Source organism: Stutzerimonas stutzeri (assembly GCF_002890915.1).
Taxonomy (GTDB): Bacteria; Pseudomonadota; Gammaproteobacteria; order Pseudomonadales; family Pseudomonadaceae; genus Stutzerimonas; species Stutzerimonas stutzeri_AF.
Genome location: NZ_POUT01000008.1, coordinates 23574 through 45607, shown reverse-complemented (window position 1 = coordinate 45607; position 22034 = coordinate 23574). Strand labels below are relative to the sequence as shown.

At 66.6% G+C, this 22034-nt stretch carries 25 protein-coding genes; 16 read left to right on the top strand and 9 right to left on the bottom strand.

The features are described 5' to 3' along the window. Positions 1-249 precede the first annotated feature (249 nt). From CXK94_RS14570 to CXK94_RS14515, 12 genes are all read left to right on the top strand, one after another. Positions 250-1620 carry an ABC transporter substrate-binding protein gene (locus CXK94_RS14570; protein ID WP_102894894.1) on the top strand — a complete coding sequence of 457 codons (1371 nt, stop codon included), beginning with the start codon at positions 250-252 and terminating at the stop codon, positions 1618-1620. A 51-nt stretch (positions 1621-1671) separates the two neighbouring features. After that, positions 1672-2577: an ABC transporter permease gene (locus CXK94_RS14565; protein ID WP_102894893.1), complete on the top strand. Its 906-nt coding sequence runs from the start codon at positions 1672-1674 to the stop codon at positions 2575-2577. After that, positions 2574-3446 (top strand): ABC transporter ATP-binding protein, encoded by an 873-nt coding sequence (locus tag CXK94_RS14560; protein WP_082041992.1) that lies wholly within the window; start codon positions 2574-2576, stop codon positions 3444-3446. Before CXK94_RS14565 ends, CXK94_RS14560 begins: the two co-directional genes overlap by 4 nt. A gap of 71 nt (positions 3447-3517) precedes the next feature. Then, entirely contained in the window at positions 3518-4261 is a 744-nt protein-coding gene (locus tag CXK94_RS14555) for a GntR family transcriptional regulator (protein ID WP_003301428.1), read from the top strand. Positions 4262-4272: 11 nt separating this feature from the next. Continuing rightward, the gene (locus CXK94_RS14550; RefSeq protein WP_014597288.1) at positions 4273-6009 is read left to right on the top strand and encodes a fumarate reductase/succinate dehydrogenase flavoprotein subunit; all 1737 of its coding nucleotides are present in this window, start codon (positions 4273-4275) and stop codon (positions 6007-6009) included. Between the two features lie 100 nt (positions 6010-6109). Beyond that, positions 6110-6343: a 4Fe-4S dicluster domain-containing protein gene (locus tag CXK94_RS14545; RefSeq protein ID WP_014597289.1), complete on the top strand. Its 234-nt coding sequence runs from the start codon at positions 6110-6112 to the stop codon at positions 6341-6343. A gap of 10 nt (positions 6344-6353) precedes the next feature. Beyond that, the gene (locus tag CXK94_RS14540; RefSeq protein ID WP_102894892.1) at positions 6354-7313 is read left to right on the top strand and encodes a HEAT repeat domain-containing protein; all 960 of its coding nucleotides are present in this window, start codon (positions 6354-6356) and stop codon (positions 7311-7313) included. A 181-nt stretch (positions 7314-7494) separates the two neighbouring features. Then, entirely contained in the window at positions 7495-7818 is a 324-nt protein-coding gene (gene fdxA / locus CXK94_RS14535) for a ferredoxin FdxA (RefSeq protein WP_014597291.1), read from the top strand. 3 nt (positions 7819-7821) lie between these two features. Beyond that, positions 7822-8019 (top strand): hypothetical protein, encoded by a 198-nt coding sequence (locus CXK94_RS14530; protein WP_079327268.1) that lies wholly within the window; start codon positions 7822-7824, stop codon positions 8017-8019. Positions 8020-8042: 23 nt separating this feature from the next. Then, positions 8043-8396, top strand: a complete 354-nt coding sequence (locus CXK94_RS14525; protein WP_102894891.1) for a DUF971 domain-containing protein — start codon at positions 8043-8045, stop codon at positions 8394-8396. Further along, on the top strand, positions 8393-9391 hold the full coding sequence (locus CXK94_RS14520; RefSeq protein WP_102894890.1) for a YeiH family protein: 999 nt from the start codon (positions 8393-8395) through the stop codon (positions 9389-9391). Before CXK94_RS14525 ends, CXK94_RS14520 begins: the two co-directional genes overlap by 4 nt. A 31-nt stretch (positions 9392-9422) precedes the next feature. Continuing rightward, on the top strand, positions 9423-10199 hold the full coding sequence (locus tag CXK94_RS14515; protein WP_102894889.1) for a ferredoxin--NADP reductase: 777 nt from the start codon (positions 9423-9425) through the stop codon (positions 10197-10199). A 114-nt stretch (positions 10200-10313) separates the two neighbouring features. Here CXK94_RS14515 and CXK94_RS14510 read toward each other — a convergent pair whose 3' ends face one another. Together CXK94_RS14510 and CXK94_RS14505 are read right to left on the bottom strand one after the other, a co-directional pair. Continuing rightward, positions 10314-11627: an NTP/NDP exchange transporter gene (locus CXK94_RS14510; protein ID WP_102894888.1), complete on the bottom strand. Its 1314-nt coding sequence runs from the start codon at positions 11625-11627 to the stop codon at positions 10314-10316. 61 nt (positions 11628-11688) lie between these two features. Continuing rightward, positions 11689-12735, bottom strand: coding sequence for an SDR family oxidoreductase (locus CXK94_RS14505; RefSeq protein WP_102894887.1), 1047 nt, complete (start codon positions 12733-12735; stop codon positions 11689-11691). Positions 12736-12887: 152 nt separating this feature from the next. Between CXK94_RS14505 and CXK94_RS14500 the strand changes: the two genes are divergently transcribed. Beyond that, the gene (locus CXK94_RS14500; RefSeq protein ID WP_102894886.1) at positions 12888-13793 is read left to right on the top strand and encodes a LysR family transcriptional regulator; all 906 of its coding nucleotides are present in this window, start codon (positions 12888-12890) and stop codon (positions 13791-13793) included. Positions 13794-13800: 7 nt separating this feature from the next. Here CXK94_RS14500 and CXK94_RS14495 read toward each other — a convergent pair whose 3' ends face one another. Together CXK94_RS14495 and CXK94_RS14490 are read right to left on the bottom strand one after the other, a co-directional pair. Continuing rightward, complete coding sequence (locus CXK94_RS14495; protein WP_102894885.1) at positions 13801-14388, bottom strand: glutathione S-transferase family protein; 588 nt, start codon at positions 14386-14388, stop codon at positions 13801-13803. Beyond that, a complete protein-coding gene (locus CXK94_RS14490) occupies positions 14385-14813 on the bottom strand; it encodes a VOC family protein (protein WP_102894884.1) in 429 nt (142 codons plus the stop codon). The genes CXK94_RS14495 and CXK94_RS14490 overlap by 4 nt, the downstream gene beginning before the upstream one ends. 113 nt (positions 14814-14926) lie before the next feature. On the opposite strand from CXK94_RS14490, the gene CXK94_RS14485 reads away from it, so the two are divergent. Beyond that, positions 14927-15829, top strand: a complete 903-nt coding sequence (locus tag CXK94_RS14485) for a LysR family transcriptional regulator (RefSeq protein ID WP_102894883.1) — start codon at positions 14927-14929, stop codon at positions 15827-15829. 55 nt (positions 15830-15884) lie between these two features. Here CXK94_RS14485 and CXK94_RS14480 read toward each other — a convergent pair whose 3' ends face one another. From CXK94_RS14480 to CXK94_RS14465, 4 genes are all read right to left on the bottom strand, one after another. After that, the gene (locus CXK94_RS14480; protein WP_256046199.1) at positions 15885-16379 is read right to left on the bottom strand and encodes a DUF2214 domain-containing protein; all 495 of its coding nucleotides are present in this window, start codon (positions 16377-16379) and stop codon (positions 15885-15887) included. Beyond that, the gene (locus tag CXK94_RS14475; protein ID WP_256046200.1) at positions 16369-16803 is read right to left on the bottom strand and encodes a DUF6152 family protein; all 435 of its coding nucleotides are present in this window, start codon (positions 16801-16803) and stop codon (positions 16369-16371) included. The genes CXK94_RS14480 and CXK94_RS14475 overlap by 11 nt, the downstream gene beginning before the upstream one ends. A 218-nt stretch (positions 16804-17021) precedes the next feature. Then, a complete protein-coding gene (locus CXK94_RS14470) occupies positions 17022-18317 on the bottom strand; it encodes an ABC1 kinase family protein (RefSeq protein ID WP_102894882.1) in 1296 nt (431 codons plus the stop codon). Positions 18318-18535: 218 nt separating this feature from the next. Then, complete coding sequence (locus tag CXK94_RS14465) at positions 18536-19411, bottom strand: LysR family transcriptional regulator (RefSeq protein WP_102894881.1); 876 nt, start codon at positions 19409-19411, stop codon at positions 18536-18538. 84 nt (positions 19412-19495) lie between these two features. On the opposite strand from CXK94_RS14465, the gene CXK94_RS14460 reads away from it, so the two are divergent. Both CXK94_RS14460 and CXK94_RS14455 read left to right on the top strand, forming a co-directional pair. After that, complete coding sequence (locus tag CXK94_RS14460) at positions 19496-19969, top strand: multidrug/biocide efflux PACE transporter (protein ID WP_102894880.1); 474 nt, start codon at positions 19496-19498, stop codon at positions 19967-19969. A gap of 154 nt (positions 19970-20123) precedes the next feature. Continuing rightward, entirely contained in the window at positions 20124-21002 is an 879-nt protein-coding gene (locus CXK94_RS14455; protein ID WP_102894879.1) for a PhzF family phenazine biosynthesis protein, read from the top strand. A gap of 62 nt (positions 21003-21064) precedes the next feature. On the opposite strand, the gene CXK94_RS14450 is transcribed toward CXK94_RS14455, so the two are convergent. Next, positions 21065-21958, bottom strand: a complete 894-nt coding sequence (locus CXK94_RS14450; RefSeq protein ID WP_102894878.1) for a LysR family transcriptional regulator — start codon at positions 21956-21958, stop codon at positions 21065-21067. Between the last annotated feature and the right edge of the window lie 76 nt (positions 21959-22034).

Sequence of the window (22034 nt, the reverse complement as noted above, 5' to 3'; positions counted from 1 at the left end):
TGTTTCACTTGTTCTATCGAGCGTGTCGCCTACTGCGCCGCGCTGGAACGGTGGGCTTGGATGCGCACCATCGACGAGCGCACAGCACGTCTTCATTGAGTTGATCAAGCAGTCAACCAGCCGGCCGAATACATTTTCAAAACAGCGACATAGCTCTTGACCGCGGCGTTCTGGCACAGCCGGTGCACCTTCAAAAGCAGGCGTCATGCCCTGTTAGTACAAGTTGCTCAACCGCCAAGGTGAAGACAAATGGACAACCGGAATAGCCTGCTTGCGACCTCGTTACTCGGATCGATCCTGCTGTTCAGCGGCCCGCTGGCAGCGGAAACCATCCGCATCGGAATCGGCCATCAGAGCATGGTCACCAACACCGTTTCCGGCGGCATCGTGCTGGAGAAACTCGACCTGCTGGACAAGCACCTGCCGCACACGGGCAAGTACGCGGACGCCGACTACCGGATCGAGTTTCGCGACTACGATTCCGGCCCGCCGATCACCAACCAGATGCTCGCCGGCAAGCTCGACTTCGGTGTCATGGGCGACTACCCGCTGATCGTCAATGGCGCCAAGTTCCAGGCCACCGGCAAGCAGCAGACGCGCTTCATCGCGGTGACCGGCTACAACCTCAAGGGCACCGGCAACGGCATCGTGGTGCCCAAGGACTCCCCCGTGCAGGCGCTCGCCGACCTCGCCGGCAAGAACCTCTCCACGCCGGTCGGCAGTGCGGCCTGGGGCATGACGTTGAAGGTGCTGCGCGACGCCGGGCTGTCCGACAAGGTGACGCTGGTCAACCAGAGCCCCCCGGTGGGCGCGGCGAACATTGCCGCCGGCAAGATCGACGCGCATGCCGACTTCTGCCCCTGGTCCGAGATCATGGAATTCCGCGGCACCGCGCGGAAGATCTACGACGGCAGCGAGGCCGGCATCCCCACCTTCCACGGCATCGTGGTGCGCGACGACTTCGCCAGACAGTACCCCGAGGTGGTCGAGGGCGTGCTCAAGGCCACCCTGGCCGCGCAGCAATGGATCAGCGAAGACCCACGGCGCGCCGCGGAAAAGGTGGCCGAATGGACCGGCGTGGAGAAGGAGGTGCTCTATCTCTACTTCAGCCAGGGCGGCATTTCGACCATGGAGGCGAGCATCAAGCCGCAGTGGGTCGAGGCGATGAAATACGACCACGCCCTGCTGCAGCAGGAAATGCAGATCCCCGATCTGGATTTCGCCGCCTGGATCGACGACAGCTACCTGAAGAAAGCCTACGCCGACATGGGCCTGGACTACGCCGCCGCGGTCGCCAGCGTGGTCAGCCCGGTCGCCCGCGCGCCAGGACGCAAACCGGCGGAGATCTGGTTCCAGGACCAGGGCATCGTCGCCTACGACAGCACCGCCGCCATGCTCGCCGCCGAAGCCGACGCCAAGGCGTCCGGCAAAGCCATCAACGCCACCTACGTCTACGACAACCTCACCGGCCTGAAGCTGTTCGGCAAGGCGGCCTACCTGGTCAAGGACACCAGCGGCGAGGTGCTGGCCTTCATGAAGAAAAGCGACTCGGAGCAGCACATCGCCCAGCACGGCGGCAGCGCCCTGCTGACCGATGCACCCGTGGCGATGCTGGACTGAGCCCCTGCGCGGGCCGTGCCACGGGCCCGCCTCAAGCCGAGGAGTGACCGCATGAGCGTCAAACCGACCCCCCTGTTCGATACCGAACCGGCAACGCCGGAAGCCGACCGGCCGCTGCTGACCGCTGCGCCGGTGCCCCAGCCAGCGCCGGTTGCCCCCCCTTCCGCGCCGCGTCGCCTGCCGCCGATGGCCGGGCGTTACCTGGTGCGCATGCTGGCGCTGCTGGGAGCCTTGCTGATCTGGCACCTGGCGACCACCACGGGCTTCAACCTGTTCATCAATTTCGAGAACGTGCCGGCACCGCTGCTGGTGGGCCAGACGCTGATCCAGCAGCTGGGCAGCAGCGAGTTCTACCTGCACATCGTCCACAGCCTGGAACGCATCGCGCTGGCCTATGCCTACGCCGTGGTGCTCGGCGTCCTTTGCGGCGTGCTGATCGGTCGTTCGCGCTGGGCCGAGGACATCCTGCTGCCCTACATCGAGCTGTTCCGGCCGATTCCGGCGGTGGCCTGGATTCCGTTGGCGATCCTGATGCTGCCAACCGAGCAGTCGAGCATCGTCTTCATCACCTTTCTCGGCGCCTTCTTCCCCATCGTGCTGAACACCGTGCACGGCGTGGAGCAGACGCCGGACGTGCTGGTGCGTGCCGCCCGCAGCCTGGGCGCCAGCGACCGGGCGATCCTCTGGCACGTGGTGATTCCCGGCGCGATGCCAAGCATCGTCGCCGGCCTGGCGATCGGCATGGGCGTAGCCTGGTTCTCGCTGCTGGCCGGCGAAATCATCAGCGGCCAATACGGCATCGGCTACTTCACCTGGACCAGCTACACCCTGGTCAAGTACCCGGAAATCATCATCGGCATGCTCACCATCGGCGGGCTCGGCACGCTCTGCACGCTGCTCGTGCGCAAGGCCTGCGTGCCGCTGCTGCGCTGGCAGCAGCAGGGGGGCCGGTCATGAATGCGATCGTCTCCGACAACCGCCTCGCCGTGCTCGATCACAGCCGACTGCGCGCCAAGGCCGCGGCCAAGGGCGACGGGCGCGGCCATGTCAGCGTGCGTGCGCTGTCCATCGAATTCGACCACGCCGGCGGCAAGCGCGCCGCGGTGCAACAGGCCAGCCTGGAGATTCGCCCCGGCGAGTTCGTCTGCCTGCTCGGCCCCTCGGGTTGCGGCAAGTCGACCCTGATGAACGCCATCGCCGGCTTCGTCAAACCCACCCGCGGCGAGCTGACCGTCGACGGTCAGCCCATCGCCGGACCCGGCCCGGACCGCGGCATGGTGTTCCAGCAGCACTCGCTGTTCCCCTGGAAAACGGTGCGCGAGAACGTCGCCTTCGGCCCGCTGATGGCCGGCGCCTCGCGGAACGAGGCCACCGGCGTGGCGCGCACCTTCCTTTCGCTGGTGGGGCTCGCCGCCTTCGAGGACGCCTACCCCGGCACCCTGTCCGGCGGCATGCAGCAGCGCGTCGGCATCGCCCGCGCGCTGGCCAACTACCCCAGCGTGCTGCTGATGGACGAGCCGTTCGGCGCACTGGACGCGCAGACCCGGATCATGATGCAGGAGAACCTGCTGGAGATCTGGCGCGAGTTCAGGAACACCGTGGTGTTCGTCACCCACGACATCGACGAGGCGGTGTTCCTCTCCGACCGCATCGTGGTGATGAGCGCCAGCCCCGGGCGGATCATCGCCGACATCCGCGTCGAGCTGCCGCGACCGCGCGAGCAGAGCCTGCTCACCGACCCGGCCTTCATCGACTACAAGCGCCAGTGCCTGGACCTGATCCGCCAGGAAACCCTGCGCGCCTTCCAGCAGCAGAACGGAGGCTGAGCCATGCATACCCGTCCCTTGCCTGCACCCACGCTCGACATGACCTGTCATGACAGGCTGGAGCCACGCCCATGAGCCGCCTCGAACCGCTCGCCCCGGGCCAGTCGCCACTGCCGCTGTACGTGCAGATCCGCGACACCCTCAGACGCAAGATCCTCGAGGGCGACTATGCCGTGCATGAACGGCTGCCCTCGGAAAACGAGCTGATGACCGCCTTCGGCGTCAGCCGCATCACCATCCGCCAGGCGCTGCGCGACCTGCACAACGAGGGGTTGGTGTTCAGCGCCCAGGGCAAGGGCACCTACGTCAGCAAGCCCAAGGCGGTGCAGAACGTGCAGCGCCTGCAGGGCTTCGGCGAGGCCATGGCCGCCCAGGGCTACGAGGCGACCGCGCGGCTGCTGTCGATTCAGGAGCGCAAGCCACCCAAGCCGGCGGCTGCCGCGCTGAACCTCGCGCCCGGCGCGGATGTGGTCGAGGTCAAGCGCGTGCGCTTTCTCAACCGCGCCCCGGTGTGCCTGGAGCACAGCTACTTCCCCCTGGACATCGGCCAGCGCCTGTTCGGCCTGGACCTGTCCGGCGACATCTTCCCGCTGCTGGAGAACCGCTTCGGCATCGGCCTCGGCCATGCCGCCATCGGCCTCGACGCCACCCTGGCCGACGACGAACACCAGCCCTACCTCGGCCTCAAGGCCGGTGAACCCATCCTGCGCGTCGAGCGGCTGACCCATGACCGCAGCGGTCGGCCGATCGACTTCGAATACCTGTGCTACCGCGGCGACGCCTTCAAGTACCAGTTCCGGGTCGACCGGAAATAGAGGAGACCACCATGACCACGATTCACGACATTCCCGTCATCGAAACCGACGTGCTGGTGATCGGCGGTGGCACCGCCGGCCCGATGGCCGCCGTCACCGTCAAGGAGCAGGACCCGACGCTCAAGGTGCTGCTGCTGGAGAAGGCCAACGTCAAGCGCTCCGGGGCGATCTCCATGGGCATGGACGGCCTGAACAACGCGGTCGTGCCCGGCCACGCCACGCCCGAGCAGTACGTCAAGGAAATCACCATCGCCAACGACGGCATCGTTCACCAGCCGGCGCTGATGGCCTACGCCACGCGCTCGTTCTCGATGATCGAGCAGCTCGACGCCTGGGGCGTGCATTTCCAGAAGGACGAGACCGGCGACTACGACATGAAGAAGGTTCACCACCTCGGCACCTACGTGCTGCCGATGCCGGAGGGCCACAACGTCAAGAAGATCCTCTACCGCCGCCTGCGCCGGGTGCGCGTGGACATCGAGAACCGCTTCATCGCCACCCGCCTGCTGAAGGACCCGGACGGCAACATCGCCGGCATGATCGGAGTGAACACCCGCACCGCCGAGCCGATCATCATCCGTGCCAAAGCGGTGATCATGGCCACCGGTGCCGCAGGGCGCATCGGCCTGCCGAACTCGGGTTATCTCTTCGGCACCTACGAGAACCCGGCCAACTGCGGTGACGGCCACGCCATGGCCTACCACGCTGGTGCGGACCTGGCCAACCTCGAGTGCTTCCAGGTCAACCCGCTGCTCAAGGACTACAACGGCCCGGCCTGTGCCTATGTCACCGGCCCGCTCGGCGGCTTCACCGCCAACGCCTACGGCGAGCGCTTCATCGAGTGCGACTACTGGTCCGGACAGATGATGCTGGAGTTCTTCAAGGAGCTCGAATCCGGCACCGGCCCGGTGTTCCTCAAGCTCGACCACCTGGCCGAGGAAACGATTCAAGAGATCGAGACCGTCCTGCACACCAACGAGCGGCCTTCACGCGGACGCTTTCACGAAGGCCGGCACATCGACTACCGCCAGCGCATGGTGGAAATGCACATCTCCGAGATCGGTTTCTGCTCGGGCCACTCGGCCTCCGGCGTGTGGACCGACGAGACCGGCGCGACCACCGTGCCCGGGCTGTTCTGCGCCGGCGACATGGCTTCGGTGCCGCACAACTACATGCTCGGCGCCTTCGTCTACGGGCAGATCTGCGGCGAGAGCGCAGCGGCCTTCGTCAAGGACCGCGCCGAACCCCAGCTGGACGAAGCCTTCATCGCTGCCGAACTCGCCCGCATCCAGGCGCCGCTGAAAGTCACCGACGGCATCCCGCCGGAACAGATGGAATACAAGGTCCGCCGCCTGGTGAACGACTACCTGCAGCCACCGAAGGTGACCAAGAAGATGGAGATCGGCCTGGAACGCATCCTCGCCGTGCGCGAGGACGTCCCGCGGCTGGCCGCTGCAGACCCGCACGAACTGCTCCGCGCGCTGGAAGTGCAGTCGATCATCGACTGTGCCGAGATGGCCGCCCGCGCCTCGCTGTACCGCACCGAGTCGCGCTGGGGGCTGTACCACTACCGCGTCGACCACCCCGAGCAGAACAGCGCCGAGTGGTTCTGCCACACCCGCCTGTTCAAGGACGCCAACGGCCAGATGGCCCACGGCAAGCGACCCATCGCCGACTACATCGTGCCGCTCGGCGAAGAGAAGGACGCCTACAACCGCCTGCGCGTGAAGAAGGCCGCCAATGCCTGACCGTGGGGGCGAACTCGTTCGCCCAACACCTGATGCCATGGGCGAATGAATTCGCCCCTACAGGCCGGCAGCCGAGCCGACCGTACCGAGGAGATCAACCATGCCCGTCGCCACCCACCGTTCCGCCGTCCCGGTCATCGTGGACGAAGAAAAATGCATCGCCGAAAAGGGTTGCCGTGTCTGCATCGACGTCTGCCCGCTGGACGTCCTGTGGATCAACCCGGACACCGGCAAGGCGCACATGAAGTACGACGAATGCTGGTACTGCATGCCCTGCGAGGCGGACTGCCCGACCGATGCGGTGACAGTGAACATTCCCTACCTGCTGCGCTGAGGGCCGACCGATGAAAACCTACGACGACCCACTGCTGCAGGACATCGCCACCAACCTGGCCTCGAGCGACCCCGGCATCCGCCGCGTGGCCGTGCTCGAGCTGGTCGACAGCGGCGAACCGGAAGCCGCCGAGCTGCTGATCCTGGCGCTGAACGACCCGGACCCGTCGGTGCGTCAGGAGGCGGCCAAGGTGGTCGACGAGTTCGACGCCACCGACATCGCCGACGCCCTGATCGCCGCCCTGCAGGACAGCGACGAGGTGGTGCGCAACGCTGCCGCCCACGCGCTGGCGGACCTCAAGGACCCCGCCGCCGCGCTGCCGCTGCTCGAAGCCTTGGCCGGCAGCGACGATCCCTTCGTCGTCGCCGGCATCCTCCGTGCGCTCAAGCCGCTGCGCCATCCACAGGCGCAGGCGCCGGCCCTGGCGCGGATGCAGCACGCGGACCCGGGCGTGCGCCGCGAAGCGGTGGCGGTGATCGGCTGGCTCAAGCAGCCGGCCAATCTGCCGGCGCTGATCGAGCGGGCGCAGCACGACGACGACGCCGACGTCCGCCGCGCCGCCACCGGCGCGCTGGTCTATGCCGCGCCCGAACAGGTCGGCCCGGCGCTGATCGGCATCCTGCGCGACGAACACTGGCAGGTGCGCGTCGAGGCCGCGGTGAGCATCGGCAAGCTCGACTACCAGGCCGCACTGCAGCCCCTGGTCGAGGCCACGCACGACAGTTTCTGGCAGGTCCGAGAAAAGGCCGTCGATGCGCTCGGCAAGCTCGGTGCGGTGGGCGCGATCCCGGCGCTCGGCGTCTGCGCCCGCGACCCGATGAGCAACCTGCGCAAGGCGGCCATCGGCGCGCTGGGCGCCATCGCACACAACGATGGCCGCCCCTTCGTCGAACTGGCCATGGACGACCCCGACCCGGACGTCCGCAAGCTCGCCCGCTGGGCCATGTCGAAACTCGACGCCGCGGCCTGATTTTTACGCGCTTTGTGTTGCACAGCACTTGAAGCCGAAACGTCACGAGCGCAGCGGGGCGGGGGCGCCCAGCCAAGGCGAAGGTCGCGCGCGGGAGCGGAATTTACAGGCCGTAAATCAGCATCCCGCGCGCCGCCTTCAACGCAGCATCCGCAAGCGCAGTGGTTTCGAGGAGAACGAAATGACCTACGTCGTTACAGAGAACTGCATCCGCTGCAAATACACCGACTGCGTGGAAGTCTGCCCGGCCGACTGTTTTCACGAAGGCCCGAACTTTCTCGTCATCAACCCCGAGACCTGCATCGACTGCAGCCTCTGCGCGCCGGAATGCCCGGCCGATGCGATCTTCGCGGACAACGCCTTGCCCGAAGGCCAACAGCACTTTCTCGAACTCAACGCCGAGCTGGCCGAAGTCTGGCCGGTGATCACCCAGAGCGCCTCGCCGCTGGCCGAGGCCGAAACCTGGGTGGACCAGAGCGGCAAGTTGGCCTTTCTGGAGCGCTGAAGCATGCCCCAACTTGTCATGACGAGTGGGTTGCGCCACGGCGTGTTGGCCCTGGTCACGGTCTGTGCCGCCACGCTCGGCAGCGCCCGCCCGCTGGACACGCCGGAACGCTTCGTGCGCAGCCCGGAAGCGCCCACGCTGCTCGTCAGCGGTGGGCCGACGCCCATGCCGCGCGACCTTGTCATGCCGTTCATTCGCTAGAGGCCGCAAGCCCGGAGAGATTCATGAACGCCTTCACCGCATCGAACCACGACGCCACCACTCACATCGCACAGTCCCAGCGGCTGATCGACCCACCCCTCGAGATCCGCCTGCGCAAGGCGCAGCGCATGCTGGAACTGACCTGGCCGGATGGCGCGCAGAGCCGCATCAGCTGCCTGACGCTGCGGCGGGCCTGCGCCTGCTCCAATTGCCAACGCCTCCAGCAGACCGGCGCGCTGACGCTGATCGACGCCGAGGTCGGCGTGAACCGCCTGGAACTGTCCGGCATCAGCGGTCTGCAGCTGTATTTCAGCGACGGTCATTTTCGCGGCTTGTACCCCTGGGCCTACCTACGTGATCTGGGCAATCCGGCATGAATGCCCGGCTCGAAGTCCTCGCCCCGCCCGTCGCGCTGTGCCGCAAGCACTACCCGGGCCTGGCCCTGTGTGCGGTGCTGGCACTCGCCGGCAGCTTTCTTGCCGATCACTACGGCGCGCCCGCGCTGCTGATGGTGTTGCTGGTCGGCCTGGGTTTCGCCAGCCAGGGCAACGAGGCACGCATGCAGCCGGGCGTCGCGTTGTGCAGCCGGCAACTGCTGCGCATCGGCGTGGCGCTGCTCGGCGCGCGCATTGGCGTCGCGCAGCTGGAAGCGGTCGGTGCGCGGCCTTTGATGCTGGTGCTCGTCACGGTGCCGCTGGTGCTCGGCCTGGCGCTGCTGCTCGGCCGGCTGCTGCGGCTGCCGATCCTGCACAGCCTGGTGGCGGGCGCGGCAGTGGCGATCTGCGGCGTGTCTGCGGCGATTGCCGTGGCGGCGGTGATCCCGGCTGGGCGCCTGGAAGAGCGTCGGCTGCTCGCCGTGGTGGTCGGCGTGACGGCCCTCGGCACGCTGTCGATGCTGCTCTACCCGCCGCTGACCGGCCTGCTCGGGCTGGATGCGCTCGACAGCGGTCTGCTGCTCGGCGCCAGCATTCATGACGTCGCCCAAGCGGCCGGTGCCGGATATCTCGTCTCGGAGACCGCTGGCGACGTCGCGACCCTGACCAAGCTGTTGCGCGTCGCCCTGCTCGCGCCGCTGGTGCTGGTGATCGGCCTGCTGCTGCGTCGGCAGGAACCGGGCAGCCCGGACTTTCCGCTGTTTCTGCTCGGCTTTCTCGGCCTGTTCACGCTGAACAGCCTCGGCTGGCTGCCGGCCTGGCTGCGCGAGGCGCTGGTCGCCGGTTCGCAGGCCTGCCTGCTGCTGACCATGGCCGCGCTCGGCATGCGCACCCGTGTCGGCGACCTGTTTGCCCAGGGCTGGCAGCCCTTCGCCCACCTGGCCCTGCTCAGCGCCGCGCTGCTGCTGGCGACGAGCCTGCTGCTGATCCTGTTCTGATCGACTCAATCCAACGAGAGAGGAAGGCCCCATGTCTGCACTCGGCACCGAAAGCGTTCTATCCGTGCATCACTGGAACGACACCCTGTTCAGCTTTCGCACCACCCGCGACCCGGCGCTGCGCTTCGAGAACGGCCATTTCGTGATGATCGGCCTGGAAGTCGACAGCAAGCCGCTGATGCGCGCCTACAGCATCGTCAGCGCCAACCACGACGAGCACCTGGAATTCCTCAGCATCAAGGTGCCAGACGGCCCGCTGACCTCGCGCCTGCAGCACCTGAAGGTCGGCGACTCGCTCATCGTCAGCCGCAAGCCGGTCGGCACCCTGGTGATGCATGACCTCAGGCCCGGCAAGCACCTCTACCTGCTGGGCACCGGCACGGGGCTGGCGCCGTTCATGAGCATCATCCGCGATCCGGAAGCCTACGAGCGTTTCGACAAGATCGTGCTCGTGCACGGGGTGCGCGAGGTCAGCGAGCTGGCCTACCACGACTACCTCACCGAGGAACTGCCGGCGCACGAATTCCTTGGCGAAGCGGTGCGGGCCAAGCTGCTCTATTACCCGACGGTAACCCGCGAGGCGTTCCGCCACACCGGCCGCATCAATACGCTGATCGAGACCGGCAAGCTCACCTGCGATCTCGGCCTGCCGCGGCTGAACCCCGAGAGCGATCGCGTGATGCTCTGTGGCAGCCCGGCGATGCTCGACACCCTCACCGGCCAGCTCGACGCCCTGGGCTTCCAGGCCTCGCCCAGCCAGGGCGTACCGGGTGATTACGTCATCGAGCGGGCGTTCGTTGAAAAGTAAGCGCATCTGGAACAAGCGAGCCGGCTAGCGTCGCATCGAGGTGCTCACTAGCCGGCTCGCCCGTTTGGACATGACGCCAGCCCTCGATCGCGATGCGCTTCGCTCGCCGCCGTCTCAACAGGTGGCTTCTACCACTCCAGCCACCTCCGTTCGCCTGTCCGCCTGCTTGCCGAGCTGCCAGCCGAGGTAGCCCCATAGCAGCGCGCAGATTGCGCCGGCCACGGCGACCAGGCCGGCACCCTGCCCGAACATGTCCAGCGCCGTCTTCCCCCAACCGCTGACGGCATCGCCGGCGCGGTAGACGACGGTGTCGATGACGTTCTTCGCTTTGTACTTGCTCTCCGCATCCAGCGGCGCGAAGAGCATTTCGCGGCCGGGCCGGACGAACGCGTACTCGCCGATGCGGCGCACGATCATCAGCGCCGCGAGCACGGCGAAGCTGGGCATCAACGCGAGGCCGATAAAGCCGACGCCGACCAGCAGCGGCACGATGGCCAGCAGCACACGTACGCCGAGTTTCTGCGCCAGGCGCCCGGTGATGAACAGTTGCGACAGCAGCGCGCCCGCCTGGACGACCACATCGATGATGCCGAACACGCGAACCTGGGCGGCGCGGTCGGGGAACAGCTCGGCCACCAGGCGCGCCTGCTCGAAGTAGAGAAAGGTGGTCACGGTAGCCAGCAGCACCACGAAACCGGCGATGCCGAGCAGATAGGGCGACTGCATCACCCGGGTCAGGCCGCTGAAGGGGTTGCCGGGCACCGGCCGACGCGTACTCTCCGCCGGAGCCGCGCCGGGGCGCCCTGCTCCGCCGATTTCGCGCCAGCGCATCAGCGAGAACTTGAGCGCCAGCGCCGCGCCCAGCAACAAGGCGGCCAGCAGCATCAGCCCCGACTCGCCCAGGCTGCCGACCAACAGCGCGCTGAGCGCCGGCCCGACCAGCCCGCCGACGCTCGCGCCGGCAGCAATGAAGGCGAACAGCCGCTTGGCCTGGGCGCTGTCGAACACATCCGCCATCAGGCTCCAGGCCACGGACACGACGAACAGGTTGTAGACCGAGATCCACACGTAGAACACCCGCGCCAGCCAGGCGCTGTCACCCCGCAGCAGAAACAGCACGGAGAAGCCCAGCAGGTTCAGGCAGAAGAAGCCGTACACCCAATCGACGAAATGCAGGCGCGGTACGTGAGAACTGAGCCAGGCAAACAGCGGTACGGCCACCAGCATGACGAAGAAGGTCGCGGTGAACAGCCATTGCAGGTTCTCCACGCCGGCGGCGATGCCCATCGACTCGCGGATCGGGCGCAGCATGAAATAGCCGGCGAACAGACAGAAAAACAGCAGGAAACCACTCAGTGCCGGACGCAGCTCATGCGCTTCGGCATTGATCACGGCACTCAGGCGATGCACAACGGATGGCGTGCTCATAGGCGCGCTCCTGAAGAATGAAGTGAGAACAGGGCGCGAGCTCAAGGCCGCGCCCGAGGATTCAGGGGTAACGCACGCCGGTCAGGCGTTCCGACAGCTGCCACAGCCGGGCGGCATCCGCTTGGTTCGCGGCGGCGTCGGGAACTCTGGCAAAGCCCAGCGGCCCGCGTTTTTCTTCCTCGCCGGTCGGCCCGTAGTAGGCACCGCCAATGGCGTCAGGCGCAGTGGCGGCATACAGCGTCGGCAGCGCGCCCTGGGCGGCGGAGTGGTAGTTGTCGCGGTCCTTGGCCCAGTTGGCGGCGAACTCACTGTCCAACCCGGGTCCGCGCTCGACCAGCTCGGTGACGGCGACCCCCGGGTGCGCGGCGATGCTGAGAAGGCCCCAGCCGGATGCGTCACTGTGGCGTTGCAGCTCCATGGCCCACATCAGCACCGCGAGCTTGGACTGCGCATAGGTGGCGTAGGGGTTGTAGCGCTGCTCGGCCTGCAGGTCCGCGAAGTCCAACTGGCCACGCCCCGCCGCGATGCTGGAGAGGCTGACCACCCGGGCGTCGTCGCTTTCCAGCAGCAGCGGCATCAGCAACGCGGTCAGGGCGAACGGGCCGAGGTAGTTGGTCGCCAGCTGCAGCTCATGGCCATCGGCCGAGGTGCCGCGCTCAGGCGGCGCCATGATCGCGGCATTGTTGATCAGTACGTCCAGGCGCGGCAAGCGTTCCTGAAGGCGCTCAGCGAGGCCGCGCACCGAGGCCCGGCTGGCCAGGTCGACCGCCTCGAACTGCACGCGGGCATCCGGCACCTGCTCACGTATCCGTTCGATCGCCTCCTGCCCGCGCTCGGCATTGCGCGCAGCGATGATCACCTCGGCGCCGGCGCGCGACAGCGCCAGCGCATCTTCGTAGCCCATGCCACTGGTGCCGCCGGTAACCAGCACGATGCGGCCAGCCTGGTCCGGCATGTCGGCCAGACTCCAGTCCGGCTTCGGTGCGGTACGGTTGGCCGCCTCGGCCGTCAGCGCGCCAGCCACTGCCACCCCGGCGATCAGCGTCCCGCCCAGCTTCAGCAGATGCCGGGCATGGCCGCCCGGCTCGGTTGGGGTTCTGTGCGTCATGATCCTGTCCTCGTCGTCGTTGCAAACAGGCCGACCTGCGATGGAGGTGGCCGACGCGAGGATTATCAGCGTACGGAAATCCAGTGATAATCCGGGAAAACATGGACAGGCTGTACGATCATCCGTACAGCCAAATGGCTTGCGGAGTACCCATGCGCCAACCCAATCTGAGTGACGTCGCGCTGTTCGCTGCCGTGGTCGAGGCCGGCGGCTTTCGTGCTGCCGCGCAGACCCGCGGCATGTCGGCCTCGTCGCTGAGCGACTGCGTGCGCCGGCTGGAGGGCGACCTCGGCCTGCGCCTGCTCAACCGCACCACCCGCAGCGTCACCCCGACCACAGCCGGCGAACGCCTGCTCGAGCGCCTGCGCCCGGCGCTGGAAGAAATCCACGCCGCGTTCAACGACCTCGACGACGAATCCCAGCGCCCGGTCGGCACCCTCAAGCTGAACGTGCCGGTCCCGGTGGCGCGCTTCGTGCTGCCGGACCTGCTGAGCCGCTTCCTCAAGCTTTACCCCGCGGTGAACGTCGAGGTGGTGATGGAGAACACCTTCATCGACGTCATCGCGGCGGGCTACGACGCCGGTGTGCGTTACGAAGAAAGCCTGGCCAAGGACATGATCGCCATCCCCATCGGCCCGCGCCGGCAACGCTTCGTGGCCGCCGCCGCACCGGCCTACCTCGCCGCCCACGGCACGCCACGCCACCCCGGCGAGCTGACCGGGCATCAGCTGCTCGGCCATCGCTTCGAGAGCGGCAAGCTGGGCGTGTTCGAGTTCGAGAAGGACGGCCGGACCTTGCGTGTCCCGCCGCAAGGCCAGCTGGCCACTTCCTCGCATGATTTGAAGACCAGTGCGGCGATCAACGGCCTCGGGATCATCTACACCTTCGAGGACTTCATCCGCGAGCCGCTGGCCGATGGGCGCCTGACGCCCATCCTCGAGGACTGGTGGCAGTCCTTCGACGGCCCCTTCCTCTACTACCACGGCCGCCGCCACATGCCCTCGCCGCTGCGGGCCTTCGTCGACTTCCTCAAGGCCGAGGGGCGAGAGCCAGCCTGAGGGCAGGTCAGGGCCGCGGCAGGTAGCCCGGCAGGCTTTCCAGCCGGGTCATCCAGCGCGCCACGTTGCCATACGGGCCGAGGTCGACGCTGCCCTCCGGCGCCAGCACCACGTAAGGGTAGACCGCGCAATCGGCGATGGTAGGTCGCCCCATCGCCAGCCAGTCGTTCGTTTCCAGATGCGCATCGAGCAGCGCGAGCACCGCCGGCGCCTTGGCCAGCGCCGCTTCCTTGTCCAGCGGGTAGCCGAACTTTTCCACCAGCCGCGCGGCGCTCAGGCTGTGCTGCACCTCGTTGGCCGCGAAGGACAGCCACTGCACGATCTCGGCCTGCCCGCGGGCATGGTCCGGCCACCAGGCCAGGCCGCCGTAGGTCCCGGCGAGATAGACCAGGATCGCCTGGGAATCGCGTACCACATGGCCGTCATCCTCGAGCACCGGCACCTGCCGCAGCGGGTTCATGTCGGACAGTGGCGGCTGCTTGTGCGCGCCATTGGCGAGGTCCACCGGCACCCGCTGCAGTTCAATGCCGGCCAGCGCCGCGAACAAGCGCACCTTGTAGCAGTTGCCGGAAGCTTCCAGGTCGTACAGTTTCATTGCGCATCTCCTTCGACGAGCTGATTGAATTCGAGAACGTTGCCGTCCGGGTCCCGGATGAACAGCGCGATCCGCCGCGGGCCGATGGGATGCGGCCCCTCGGTGATGACGATGCCCTCCTCGCCCAGCCAGCGCTGCAGCGCCTGGAGGTCATCGACGATAAACGCCGGATGGGTCATGCCCGGGCGCTTGACCGGTGCGTCCAGCAGTACGTTGTGCGCGTCGCGGGTGCGTGCGCCGTTGAAGATCAGGTTGATGCGCACGCCGTCCGGGCTGAGCATCTCGTTGGCCTCGAACAGCGGGAAGCTGGCGCTCTCGACGAAGCCCAGCGCCTGGTAGAAGGCCATGGCGCGGCGGCGGTCGCTGACGCGGATGCCGATGTGGTCATAGGCGAGGATGCGAGCGGGGCTGGATGATGGGTTCATGTGCGAAACTCCGGAAGTCATCGGTCCGGCACAGTGTCCGTCGCCCTGCGCATCCCAGCTATGCCGCGGACCTGACAACACCCCTGCAGCAATCGCACAGATCGAAGGTGGCAATGGACAAGCTCAAGGCGATGGCCAATTTCGTGAGGATCGTCGACAACGGCAGCCTGAGCTCGGCGGCCGACGCCAGCGGCCAGTCCGTGGCATCGGTGGTGCGCTCGCTGGCCGCGCTGGAGCGCCACCTGGGTGTGCGCCTGCTCAACCGCAGCACCCGGCGCATGGCCCTCACCGATGAAGGCGCGCAATACCTGGCCTGGAGCCGGCGCATGCTGGCCGAGTTCGCCGACATCGAGCAGCGCCTGGACGCGCAGGACGGCAGCGTTCGCGGCCTGCTGCGCCTCACCGCCCCGGTGGAGTTCGGCCAGCGCTACCTGGCGCCGCTGGTGAATGCCTTTCTCAAGGAACACCCGCAGGTACAGGTGGAGCTGAACCTGAACGACCAGATCGTCCCGCTGCTGGACGAACGCCTCGACCTCGCCCTGCGCATCGGCCACCTGCCCGACTCGACCCTCGTCGCGCGCCCGCTCGGCACCACCCGGCTGGTCACCTGCGCCAGCCCGGACTACCTCGCCAGCAGCCCGCCGATCGACACCCCGGCCGCGCTCAAGGAGCACGCCTGCATCCTCTTCGCCGCCCAGGGCCGGCACTGGTACTACCGCGACGGCGACAAGGAGCAGGCCGAAGAGATCACCCCGCGCCTGACCTGCAACCAGATCCGCAGCGCCAGCCTCGCCTGCGTCCAGGGCCTGGGCATCACCCGGCTGATGCACTACCAGATCGCCGACGAACTGGCCGATGGCCGCCTGGTCAGGCTACTGAAGGATTACGAACCGAAGGACCTGCCGATCCAGCTCGTCTACCCGCACAGCCTGCAACTGTCGCCACGGGTGCGGGCGTTCGTGGAGTGGGCTTGTCCGTGGTTGGAGCGGGTCATACCGGTGTTGGAAACCGGTTAGCAGGCGCAGCGGTCTTCTTGAACGCCTTACGACCGACTGCAGCGCTATCCGGGTTTCAGACAAAGCCAATCCAACGGCCAGCGATCAGTATGGAAAGCCACAGAATGGCGGATGTGGCGGCCAGAGCACGAACGCGTACCGCCGGCGGACCGCCGCGCAGCGCGGCATGAAAGTGTTCGCCGCGATGCTGAAGTGCAATGTTGCAGATGGCCAGCAGGAGCAGTGCGACCTTGCAGAGGAAGGCTGGATTGTCCGCATACTCCACGGGGTTAACCGAGAACAACCAGAGCCCCGTCATCACCGCCAGCGTGACGCCCGTTGCCGCCGCTCGGACAAGGAAGGGGCCGAGGACCGACAGATCCCGGCCGTGCGCAGACCGCAAAAGGAGCACATCCAACGGCAGTATCGAGCCCAGGAGTAGCCCTATGCCAAGGATGTGAGCGGCGTTGACGACGAGATAGGCGACCCAGTATTCCTGCAGGAACACGGCACCGGGCCAGCCCGCAAGCGACTGCAGGAAAACCGTCATCACCGTGTCGTCATTGCCCAATACGTTCCGGATACATGTCGTACTGCTTGCCGCCGACGGTGATGCGTACGGCTTTCATATGCGCTTCGTTCGGCTCTTTGGTGCGATTGCCGAGTACGGTGATCTCATCTCCCACCTTGGCGGTATCGCCAGTGAAGCCGGAACGTTTCGTCTGGTTCGGATTTCCCAGATCGACCTGCCATATGCGGCCGTCTTCTGCCTTTACGCGCAAGGTCGGATGAGGCGGAGCCATCGAGATTTCGGCAATCGTACCCCTCAATTCCGATTGTTCTTCTTCCGCCCAGGCCCAGCCGTGGTGAGCGAAGGCCTGCGTCGTGAACAGCGCCATCGCTGTCACGCACAGCGTCAGGGCGAAACGATGGAGCGCTTCGCGCGCCATAAAGATCGCGCGGCTGGTGGTTTGGCTTTTGCTTGAGAAGGACATGACCATGCTCCTTAGCGAAGAACTGGGCGTCCGACGGATTGAACGCCGTTCGCGATGTTTAGACTGCAAACAGCTGCCAGCGCCCAGAATCGTAGAAGTAATGTGTAGCATCCTTTTTCGAATGTCCGATGATGCAACTGTTCATCGCTATAGAAACGAACCCGCTTATATCCGCAGAAACCGAACGGCTACGTTCTACATGGAAAAGGGGACGCCCATTAGCCGGCCCCGCCGCGCCAGCGCTCGATATGCCCGGCAAGCATATCGGCGATGGGCAGGCGGGCGCCGAGGCGGTAGAGGTTCCAGTAGTGGCCCTCCAGGGTGCGGTTGATCAGCAGTGTGCCGGACGCCGGTTGCAGGCTGCCGAGGGCGGACATCAGCAAGGGGAAGAGTTCGGTCAGTTGCTGGTGCAGCGCGGCTTCGCGGAAGTCCCACTTTGCGCCGGGTTGCAGCAGAGGGTGCAGCATCAGGTGGATGCGCCGGTACAGCCCGTGCGGCGGCATGCTGCCCGGCTGGCGCCCGCCGAGCATCTGGAAGCCCGCCTCCAGCGCCTCGCTGGAGGTGCCGCGCAGCGCCTCGAAGATCTGCACGTAGCCGGCCAGCAGGCGCGGTTCCAGGCGCAGCACGCTGCCAAAATCGTAGACCACCAGTTCGCCGCGCTCGGTCCAGGCCAGGTTGCCCGGATGCGGATCGGTGTGCAGCCGCTGCAGGCCGAACGCCTGCTCGGCGAGCCACTGGCAGAGGCTTTCGGCCAGGCGCTGGCGGATTTCGGCGGGTGCCTGTTCAACCTCGGCCATGGAGCGCCCGGGGCGGTCTTCCAGCACCAGTACGCCGGGGCGGCAGAGCTCGCTGGCGGCGAAGGGAATGTCGATGCCGGGCCAGTCGCCGAAGTGCGCGCGGAAAGCTTCGAGGTTGTCGCGTTCGGCGGCGTAGTCGAGTTCCTCGCCGATGGCCCGCTGCAGCTCGGTGTAGACCGCCTCCAGCCGCGCCGGTGGCGTACCGAACAGCCGCCCGAGTGGCATCAGCCGGCGCAGCTGGCGCAGGTCCGCCGCGCAGATGGCGTGGATGCCGGGGTACTGGACTTTCATGATCAGCGCCCGGCCCTGGCGGTCCCGCGCACGGTGCACCTGGCCCAGGGAAGCGGCCGCGGCGGGCGTCGGCTCGATGGATTCGAACAGCTCATAGAGGCGGCCGTCATAGAGCCGCTGCAGGTTGGCTTCCAGCGCCGCGAACGGCAGCGACGGCACCTGGTTCTGCAGGCGCGCCAGGGCCTTGCTGATCGGCTCGGGCAACAGGTCCTGCCATTGTGAGGCCTGCTGCCCGAGCTTGAGCACCGGCCCCTTCATCTGCCCCAGCGCATCACCCAACAGCTCGCCCACCGGTTGCCAGTCGATGCGCACCTTGCCCGGCGTGATGCGTTGCACCAGCAGGTTGCCGGCGATCCGCGCGCCGGTGCCGCCCAACTGCAGGAAGCGGCCCAGCGCCGACGCCGAGGGTCGTGAGAATCGGGGCATGCAGACCACTCACAGCAGGCAAAGGCCGATCATGGAGCAGCCCGGCCAGCGATCCAAGGGCCAATGGTTGCAGCCTGTTGCCGCCTCGCCCGCGCCTGGCGATGGACGTCGACCTGCGTGGGCAGACCCATCCGGAAATCGCCGCCTCGCTACCGGCCCGGCCAATGCCACTCACCGACGGATGACGGAGCCCGCCGCACGACTGGAGCGGCGCGCGATCAACACTGGATGAGACGATCCAGCAGCCAGGCGGCGGCCGGCCCCAGCGGGCGCTGGCGAGACCAGACGGCATCGACGGCCACCTGCTTGGGCCAGCCACCCACCGAGAGTTCTTCCAGTCGCCCGAGCGCGTAGGCCAGTACCAGTGGCTTGGGCAGGATCGCCCAGCCGAAGCCCAGCGCGGCCATTTCCATCAACAGCATGTAGTCCGGAGCGGTCCAGCAGCGCGAGCCAAGGATGGTCATCTCATCGTCGTTCGTATCGCTGCCGACCACGGTCTTCAAACGCAACCGGCGCCACTGTGCAAGCGCCTGCGCATCGACCGTCCGTCTACCGGCCAGCGGATGGTCGCAGCGAACGAAAAGACCGAACTCCGTCCCGTGGGGCAAGCGCGCATAAGCGATTTCCAGCTCATAGCGCGGTTGGGCCGCGAGCAGCCCGAGGTGCGCGCGGCCCTGGTTGACCAGGTCCAGTACGTCTGCCTGCTCGGCGATCAGGCACTCGAACTCGAGGTCCGGATAGCGCTGATCCAGTTCGCACAGGCGCGCCTCGTACTGGCTCTGCTGATAGGCATCCGAGAGCGCCAGGGTCAACCGGGTTTCCTGGCCACCAGCGAGCATCGCGGCATGGCGCTGCAGGCGTTCGGCGGCGGCCAACACCTCATGGGCGTGGCTCAGCAGCATCCGCCCCGCCTCGGTGGGCAGCAACTGGCGGGCACCGCGGACGAACAGCTCGACGCCGAGATCGATCTCGAGCCGTGCGACCGCCTCGCTGACGGTGGACTGGCTCTTGCCCAGGCGTCGCGCTGCCGCACTGAAGGAGCCGCACGCGGCAGCCTGGACGAAGGATTCGAGTGCTTCCGGGGAAAGGTTCATATCGGGGAAACCGATGGCAGCTAATTGGTTTGTTCCGGAGATTGCGATGACTATATCGCCACCCCATCGATCGGCCAATCCGTCATGAGCAGCACTCCCGCCAAACGCAGCCTTGTCGAACGCACCGGCCACGCCGCCGCCTTCGAAATCATCGCCGTCGTGATCTGCGCCCCCGTGCTGGCCTGGGCGATGGAACGGCCGCTCGCCCATGTCGGTGCGCTGACTGTGATGTTCTCGGCCATTGCCATGCTCTGGAACATGGTCTTCAACATGCTCTTCGACAGGGCCCAGGCCCGTATCGGGTTCCAACGTGGGCTGGCCGCACGCCTGTTGCATGCGTCCCTGTTCGAGTTCGGCCTGATCGTGCTGCTGGTGCCCCTGGCCGCCTGGTGGCTGTCGATCGGCCTGCTCGAAGCCTTCCTGCTGGACATCAGCCTGATCCTGTTCTTCCTGCCCTATACCCTGTGCTTCAACTGGGCATACGACCTGTTGCGCGAGCGCTATGTGCGCCAGTACGGTCAGAGCGCGGAGCATCCGCAACCCTGCGATCGCAGCTGACCCCAGCGCTCGCCGGCCGGCCACATGATCGCCGGCAAGGATTTTCGCCCCCAGGTGGAACTGTACCTGTGAGCGAGCCCGGCAACTGAATCTGTCTTGCCCTGACAGGCCGCCTGTAAGCTCAGGGTTCGTCAACGCCGATCGAGGACAGCAAATGAGACAGGTCAGCTTCAAGCAGGTAGACGTTTTCACCGCCGAGCGATTCAAGGGTAATCCCGTTGCCGTGGTGCTGGAGGCGGATGGGCTTACGGACGCGCAGATGCAGCGGATCGCCAATTGGACGAACCTGTCCGAGACCACCTTCGTCGTCCGCAAGACCAGCGCAGCGGCCGACTACCGGGTGCGGATCTTCACCCCCCTCTCGGAGCTGCCCTTCGCAGGCCATCCGACCATAGGAACCGCACATGCCCTGGTGGAAGCAGGCATCGTCCAGCCAACCGATGGCGTGCTCGTGCAGGAATGTGGCGCAGGCCTCGTCAGGCTGGAGCTGTCGACCGACGATACCGGCTCGCAACGGATCGCTTTCGAACTGCCAGAAGCTGCCATCCATCCGCTGAACGATACCGAGGTCGATGAACTGGAAGGCGTCCTGGGCACGCCTGTCGTTCGGGATTTTCCTCCCAGCCTGGTAGACGTCGGCCCCCGCTGGATAGTCGCCCAGTTGCCTGACGCACGAACCGTATTGGCCAACCGTCCCGATCTGCAGCTCATGAAAACCCGGAATATTCGCGCCAAGGCGACCGGCGTGGTGATCTTCGGCGAACACCTGGAGGGTGGCTCGGCCAGGGTGGAAGTCAGGGCGTATGCTCCAGCCTGTGGAGTAAACGAAGATCCAGTGTGTGGCAGCGGTAACGGCGCCATGGCAGCGTTCATCAGGCGCACCGGGCAAACCGGGCATTTTGGAAAGACACTTCTGGCCAGCCAGGGAGCCGAAGTTGGCCGCGCGGGCTTCATCCACCTCAGCATAAGTGACGATGCGATAAAGGTCGGCGGGCAAGCCGTTACCTGTATCGATGGTTCGATTTCGCTCTGAAGGCCGCGGCAGCGCACCCTTCTGGCCAGTGTTATCAGCAGGTCAGGACCGCGTCGAATCGACTAGGCCTCCTGCGCCTGCCCCAGATGCAGCAACAGACTCTGCATCGGAGCCGACAGTGCCGACCAGTCCCGATAACACAGACACAGCCGGCGACGCGCCCAGCCGTCCATGAGCGGTCGTATACGGTAGGCGTGGCGGCCTCGCAGGCGCCTGGCGACGCCCCGTGGAAGGATGCTCACGCCGATGCCGTGCGCCACCATCTCGCAGATGCCTTCGTAGGTATGCATGCTAATGCGCGGGGTGAGCGCGCGGCCGGCGGCGCGGGCGTGGTCGTCGAGGTGGGCGTGCAGGGCGCTGTTCGCGGCGAGCCCGACGAAAGGCTCGCCGAGGACATCGGCGAAGGCGACGCTGCGGCGGCTCGCCAGGGGGTGAGTGGTGGGGACGATCAGTACCAAGTGGTCCTCGGCAACCGCTTGCCGGATCAAGCCCGGGGCCTCGACGGCGTCGGAGACGATGCCGGCTTCGGCCAGCCCGGCAGTGATCGCGCGGACGATTTCCACGCTGGTGCGCTCCTTCAGGTCCACGTGCAGCTGCGGGCGGCTGGCGAGCCAGGGTGCGAGCTTGCGTGGCAGGTATTCGGTAAGCGCCGCCGTGTTGGCGTACAGCTGCAGCGTACCCCGCGCCCCGGCGGCGAAATCGCGCAACTCGCCCTGGAGCAGGCTTCGCTGGTGCAGCATCAGCCGCGCATGATGCGCCAGGGCCTCGCCAGCTTCGGTGGTCACCACGCCGCGGGCGTGGCGTTGCAGCAGTGGCACGCCGGCATCGGCCTCGATATTGCGCAACCGCTCGCTCGCCGAAGCCAGTGCCAGGTTGGCCCGGGCGGCGCCGTGGGTGATGCTGCCGGCATCGGCGATGCAGAGAAACAGCTGCAGGTCCGTCAGGTCGATCCGCATGAGCCCGCCTTGCCTTCGGATTTACCGAAGGCTCGATGGAGAAAACCGCATTGTGCCCGAGCGCTCGCCCGTGTCC

Excerpts from the sequence above, each read along its gene's own strand:
- CXK94_RS14570 (WP_102894894.1), top strand. The coding sequence starts at position 250 with ATGGACAACCGGAATAGCCTGCTTGCGACCTCGTTACTCGGATCGATC.
- CXK94_RS14565 (WP_102894893.1), top strand. The coding sequence starts at position 1,672 with ATGAGCGTCAAACCGACCCCCCTGTTCGATACCGAACCGGCAACGCCG.
- CXK94_RS14560 (WP_082041992.1), top strand. The coding sequence starts at position 2,574 with ATGAATGCGATCGTCTCCGACAACCGCCTCGCCGTGCTCGATCACAGC.
- CXK94_RS14555 (WP_003301428.1), top strand. The coding sequence starts at position 3,518 with ATGAGCCGCCTCGAACCGCTCGCCCCGGGCCAGTCGCCACTGCCGCTG.
- CXK94_RS14550 (WP_014597288.1), top strand. The coding sequence starts at position 4,273 with ATGACCACGATTCACGACATTCCCGTCATCGAAACCGACGTGCTGGTG.
- CXK94_RS14545 (WP_014597289.1), top strand. The coding sequence starts at position 6,110 with ATGCCCGTCGCCACCCACCGTTCCGCCGTCCCGGTCATCGTGGACGAA.
- CXK94_RS14540 (WP_102894892.1), top strand. The coding sequence starts at position 6,354 with ATGAAAACCTACGACGACCCACTGCTGCAGGACATCGCCACCAACCTG.
- fdxA (WP_014597291.1), top strand. The coding sequence starts at position 7,495 with ATGACCTACGTCGTTACAGAGAACTGCATCCGCTGCAAATACACCGAC.
- CXK94_RS14530 (WP_079327268.1), top strand. The coding sequence starts at position 7,822 with ATGCCCCAACTTGTCATGACGAGTGGGTTGCGCCACGGCGTGTTGGCC.
- CXK94_RS14525 (WP_102894891.1), top strand. The coding sequence starts at position 8,043 with ATGAACGCCTTCACCGCATCGAACCACGACGCCACCACTCACATCGCA.
- CXK94_RS14520 (WP_102894890.1), top strand. The coding sequence starts at position 8,393 with ATGAATGCCCGGCTCGAAGTCCTCGCCCCGCCCGTCGCGCTGTGCCGC.
- CXK94_RS14515 (WP_102894889.1), top strand. The coding sequence starts at position 9,423 with ATGTCTGCACTCGGCACCGAAAGCGTTCTATCCGTGCATCACTGGAAC.
- CXK94_RS14510 (WP_102894888.1), bottom strand. The coding sequence starts at position 11,627 with ATGAGCACGCCATCCGTTGTGCATCGCCTGAGTGCCGTGATCAATGCC.
- CXK94_RS14505 (WP_102894887.1), bottom strand. The coding sequence starts at position 12,735 with ATGACGCACAGAACCCCAACCGAGCCGGGCGGCCATGCCCGGCATCTG.
- CXK94_RS14500 (WP_102894886.1), top strand. The coding sequence starts at position 12,888 with ATGCGCCAACCCAATCTGAGTGACGTCGCGCTGTTCGCTGCCGTGGTC.
- CXK94_RS14495 (WP_102894885.1), bottom strand. The coding sequence starts at position 14,388 with ATGAAACTGTACGACCTGGAAGCTTCCGGCAACTGCTACAAGGTGCGC.
- CXK94_RS14490 (WP_102894884.1), bottom strand. The coding sequence starts at position 14,813 with ATGAACCCATCATCCAGCCCCGCTCGCATCCTCGCCTATGACCACATC.
- CXK94_RS14485 (WP_102894883.1), top strand. The coding sequence starts at position 14,927 with ATGGACAAGCTCAAGGCGATGGCCAATTTCGTGAGGATCGTCGACAAC.
- CXK94_RS14475 (WP_256046200.1), bottom strand. The coding sequence starts at position 16,803 with ATGTCCTTCTCAAGCAAAAGCCAAACCACCAGCCGCGCGATCTTTATG.
- CXK94_RS14470 (WP_102894882.1), bottom strand. The coding sequence starts at position 18,317 with ATGCCCCGATTCTCACGACCCTCGGCGTCGGCGCTGGGCCGCTTCCTG.
- CXK94_RS14465 (WP_102894881.1), bottom strand. The coding sequence starts at position 19,411 with ATGAACCTTTCCCCGGAAGCACTCGAATCCTTCGTCCAGGCTGCCGCG.
- CXK94_RS14460 (WP_102894880.1), top strand. The coding sequence starts at position 19,496 with ATGAGCAGCACTCCCGCCAAACGCAGCCTTGTCGAACGCACCGGCCAC.
- CXK94_RS14455 (WP_102894879.1), top strand. The coding sequence starts at position 20,124 with ATGAGACAGGTCAGCTTCAAGCAGGTAGACGTTTTCACCGCCGAGCGA.
- CXK94_RS14450 (WP_102894878.1), bottom strand. The coding sequence starts at position 21,958 with ATGCGGATCGACCTGACGGACCTGCAGCTGTTTCTCTGCATCGCCGAT.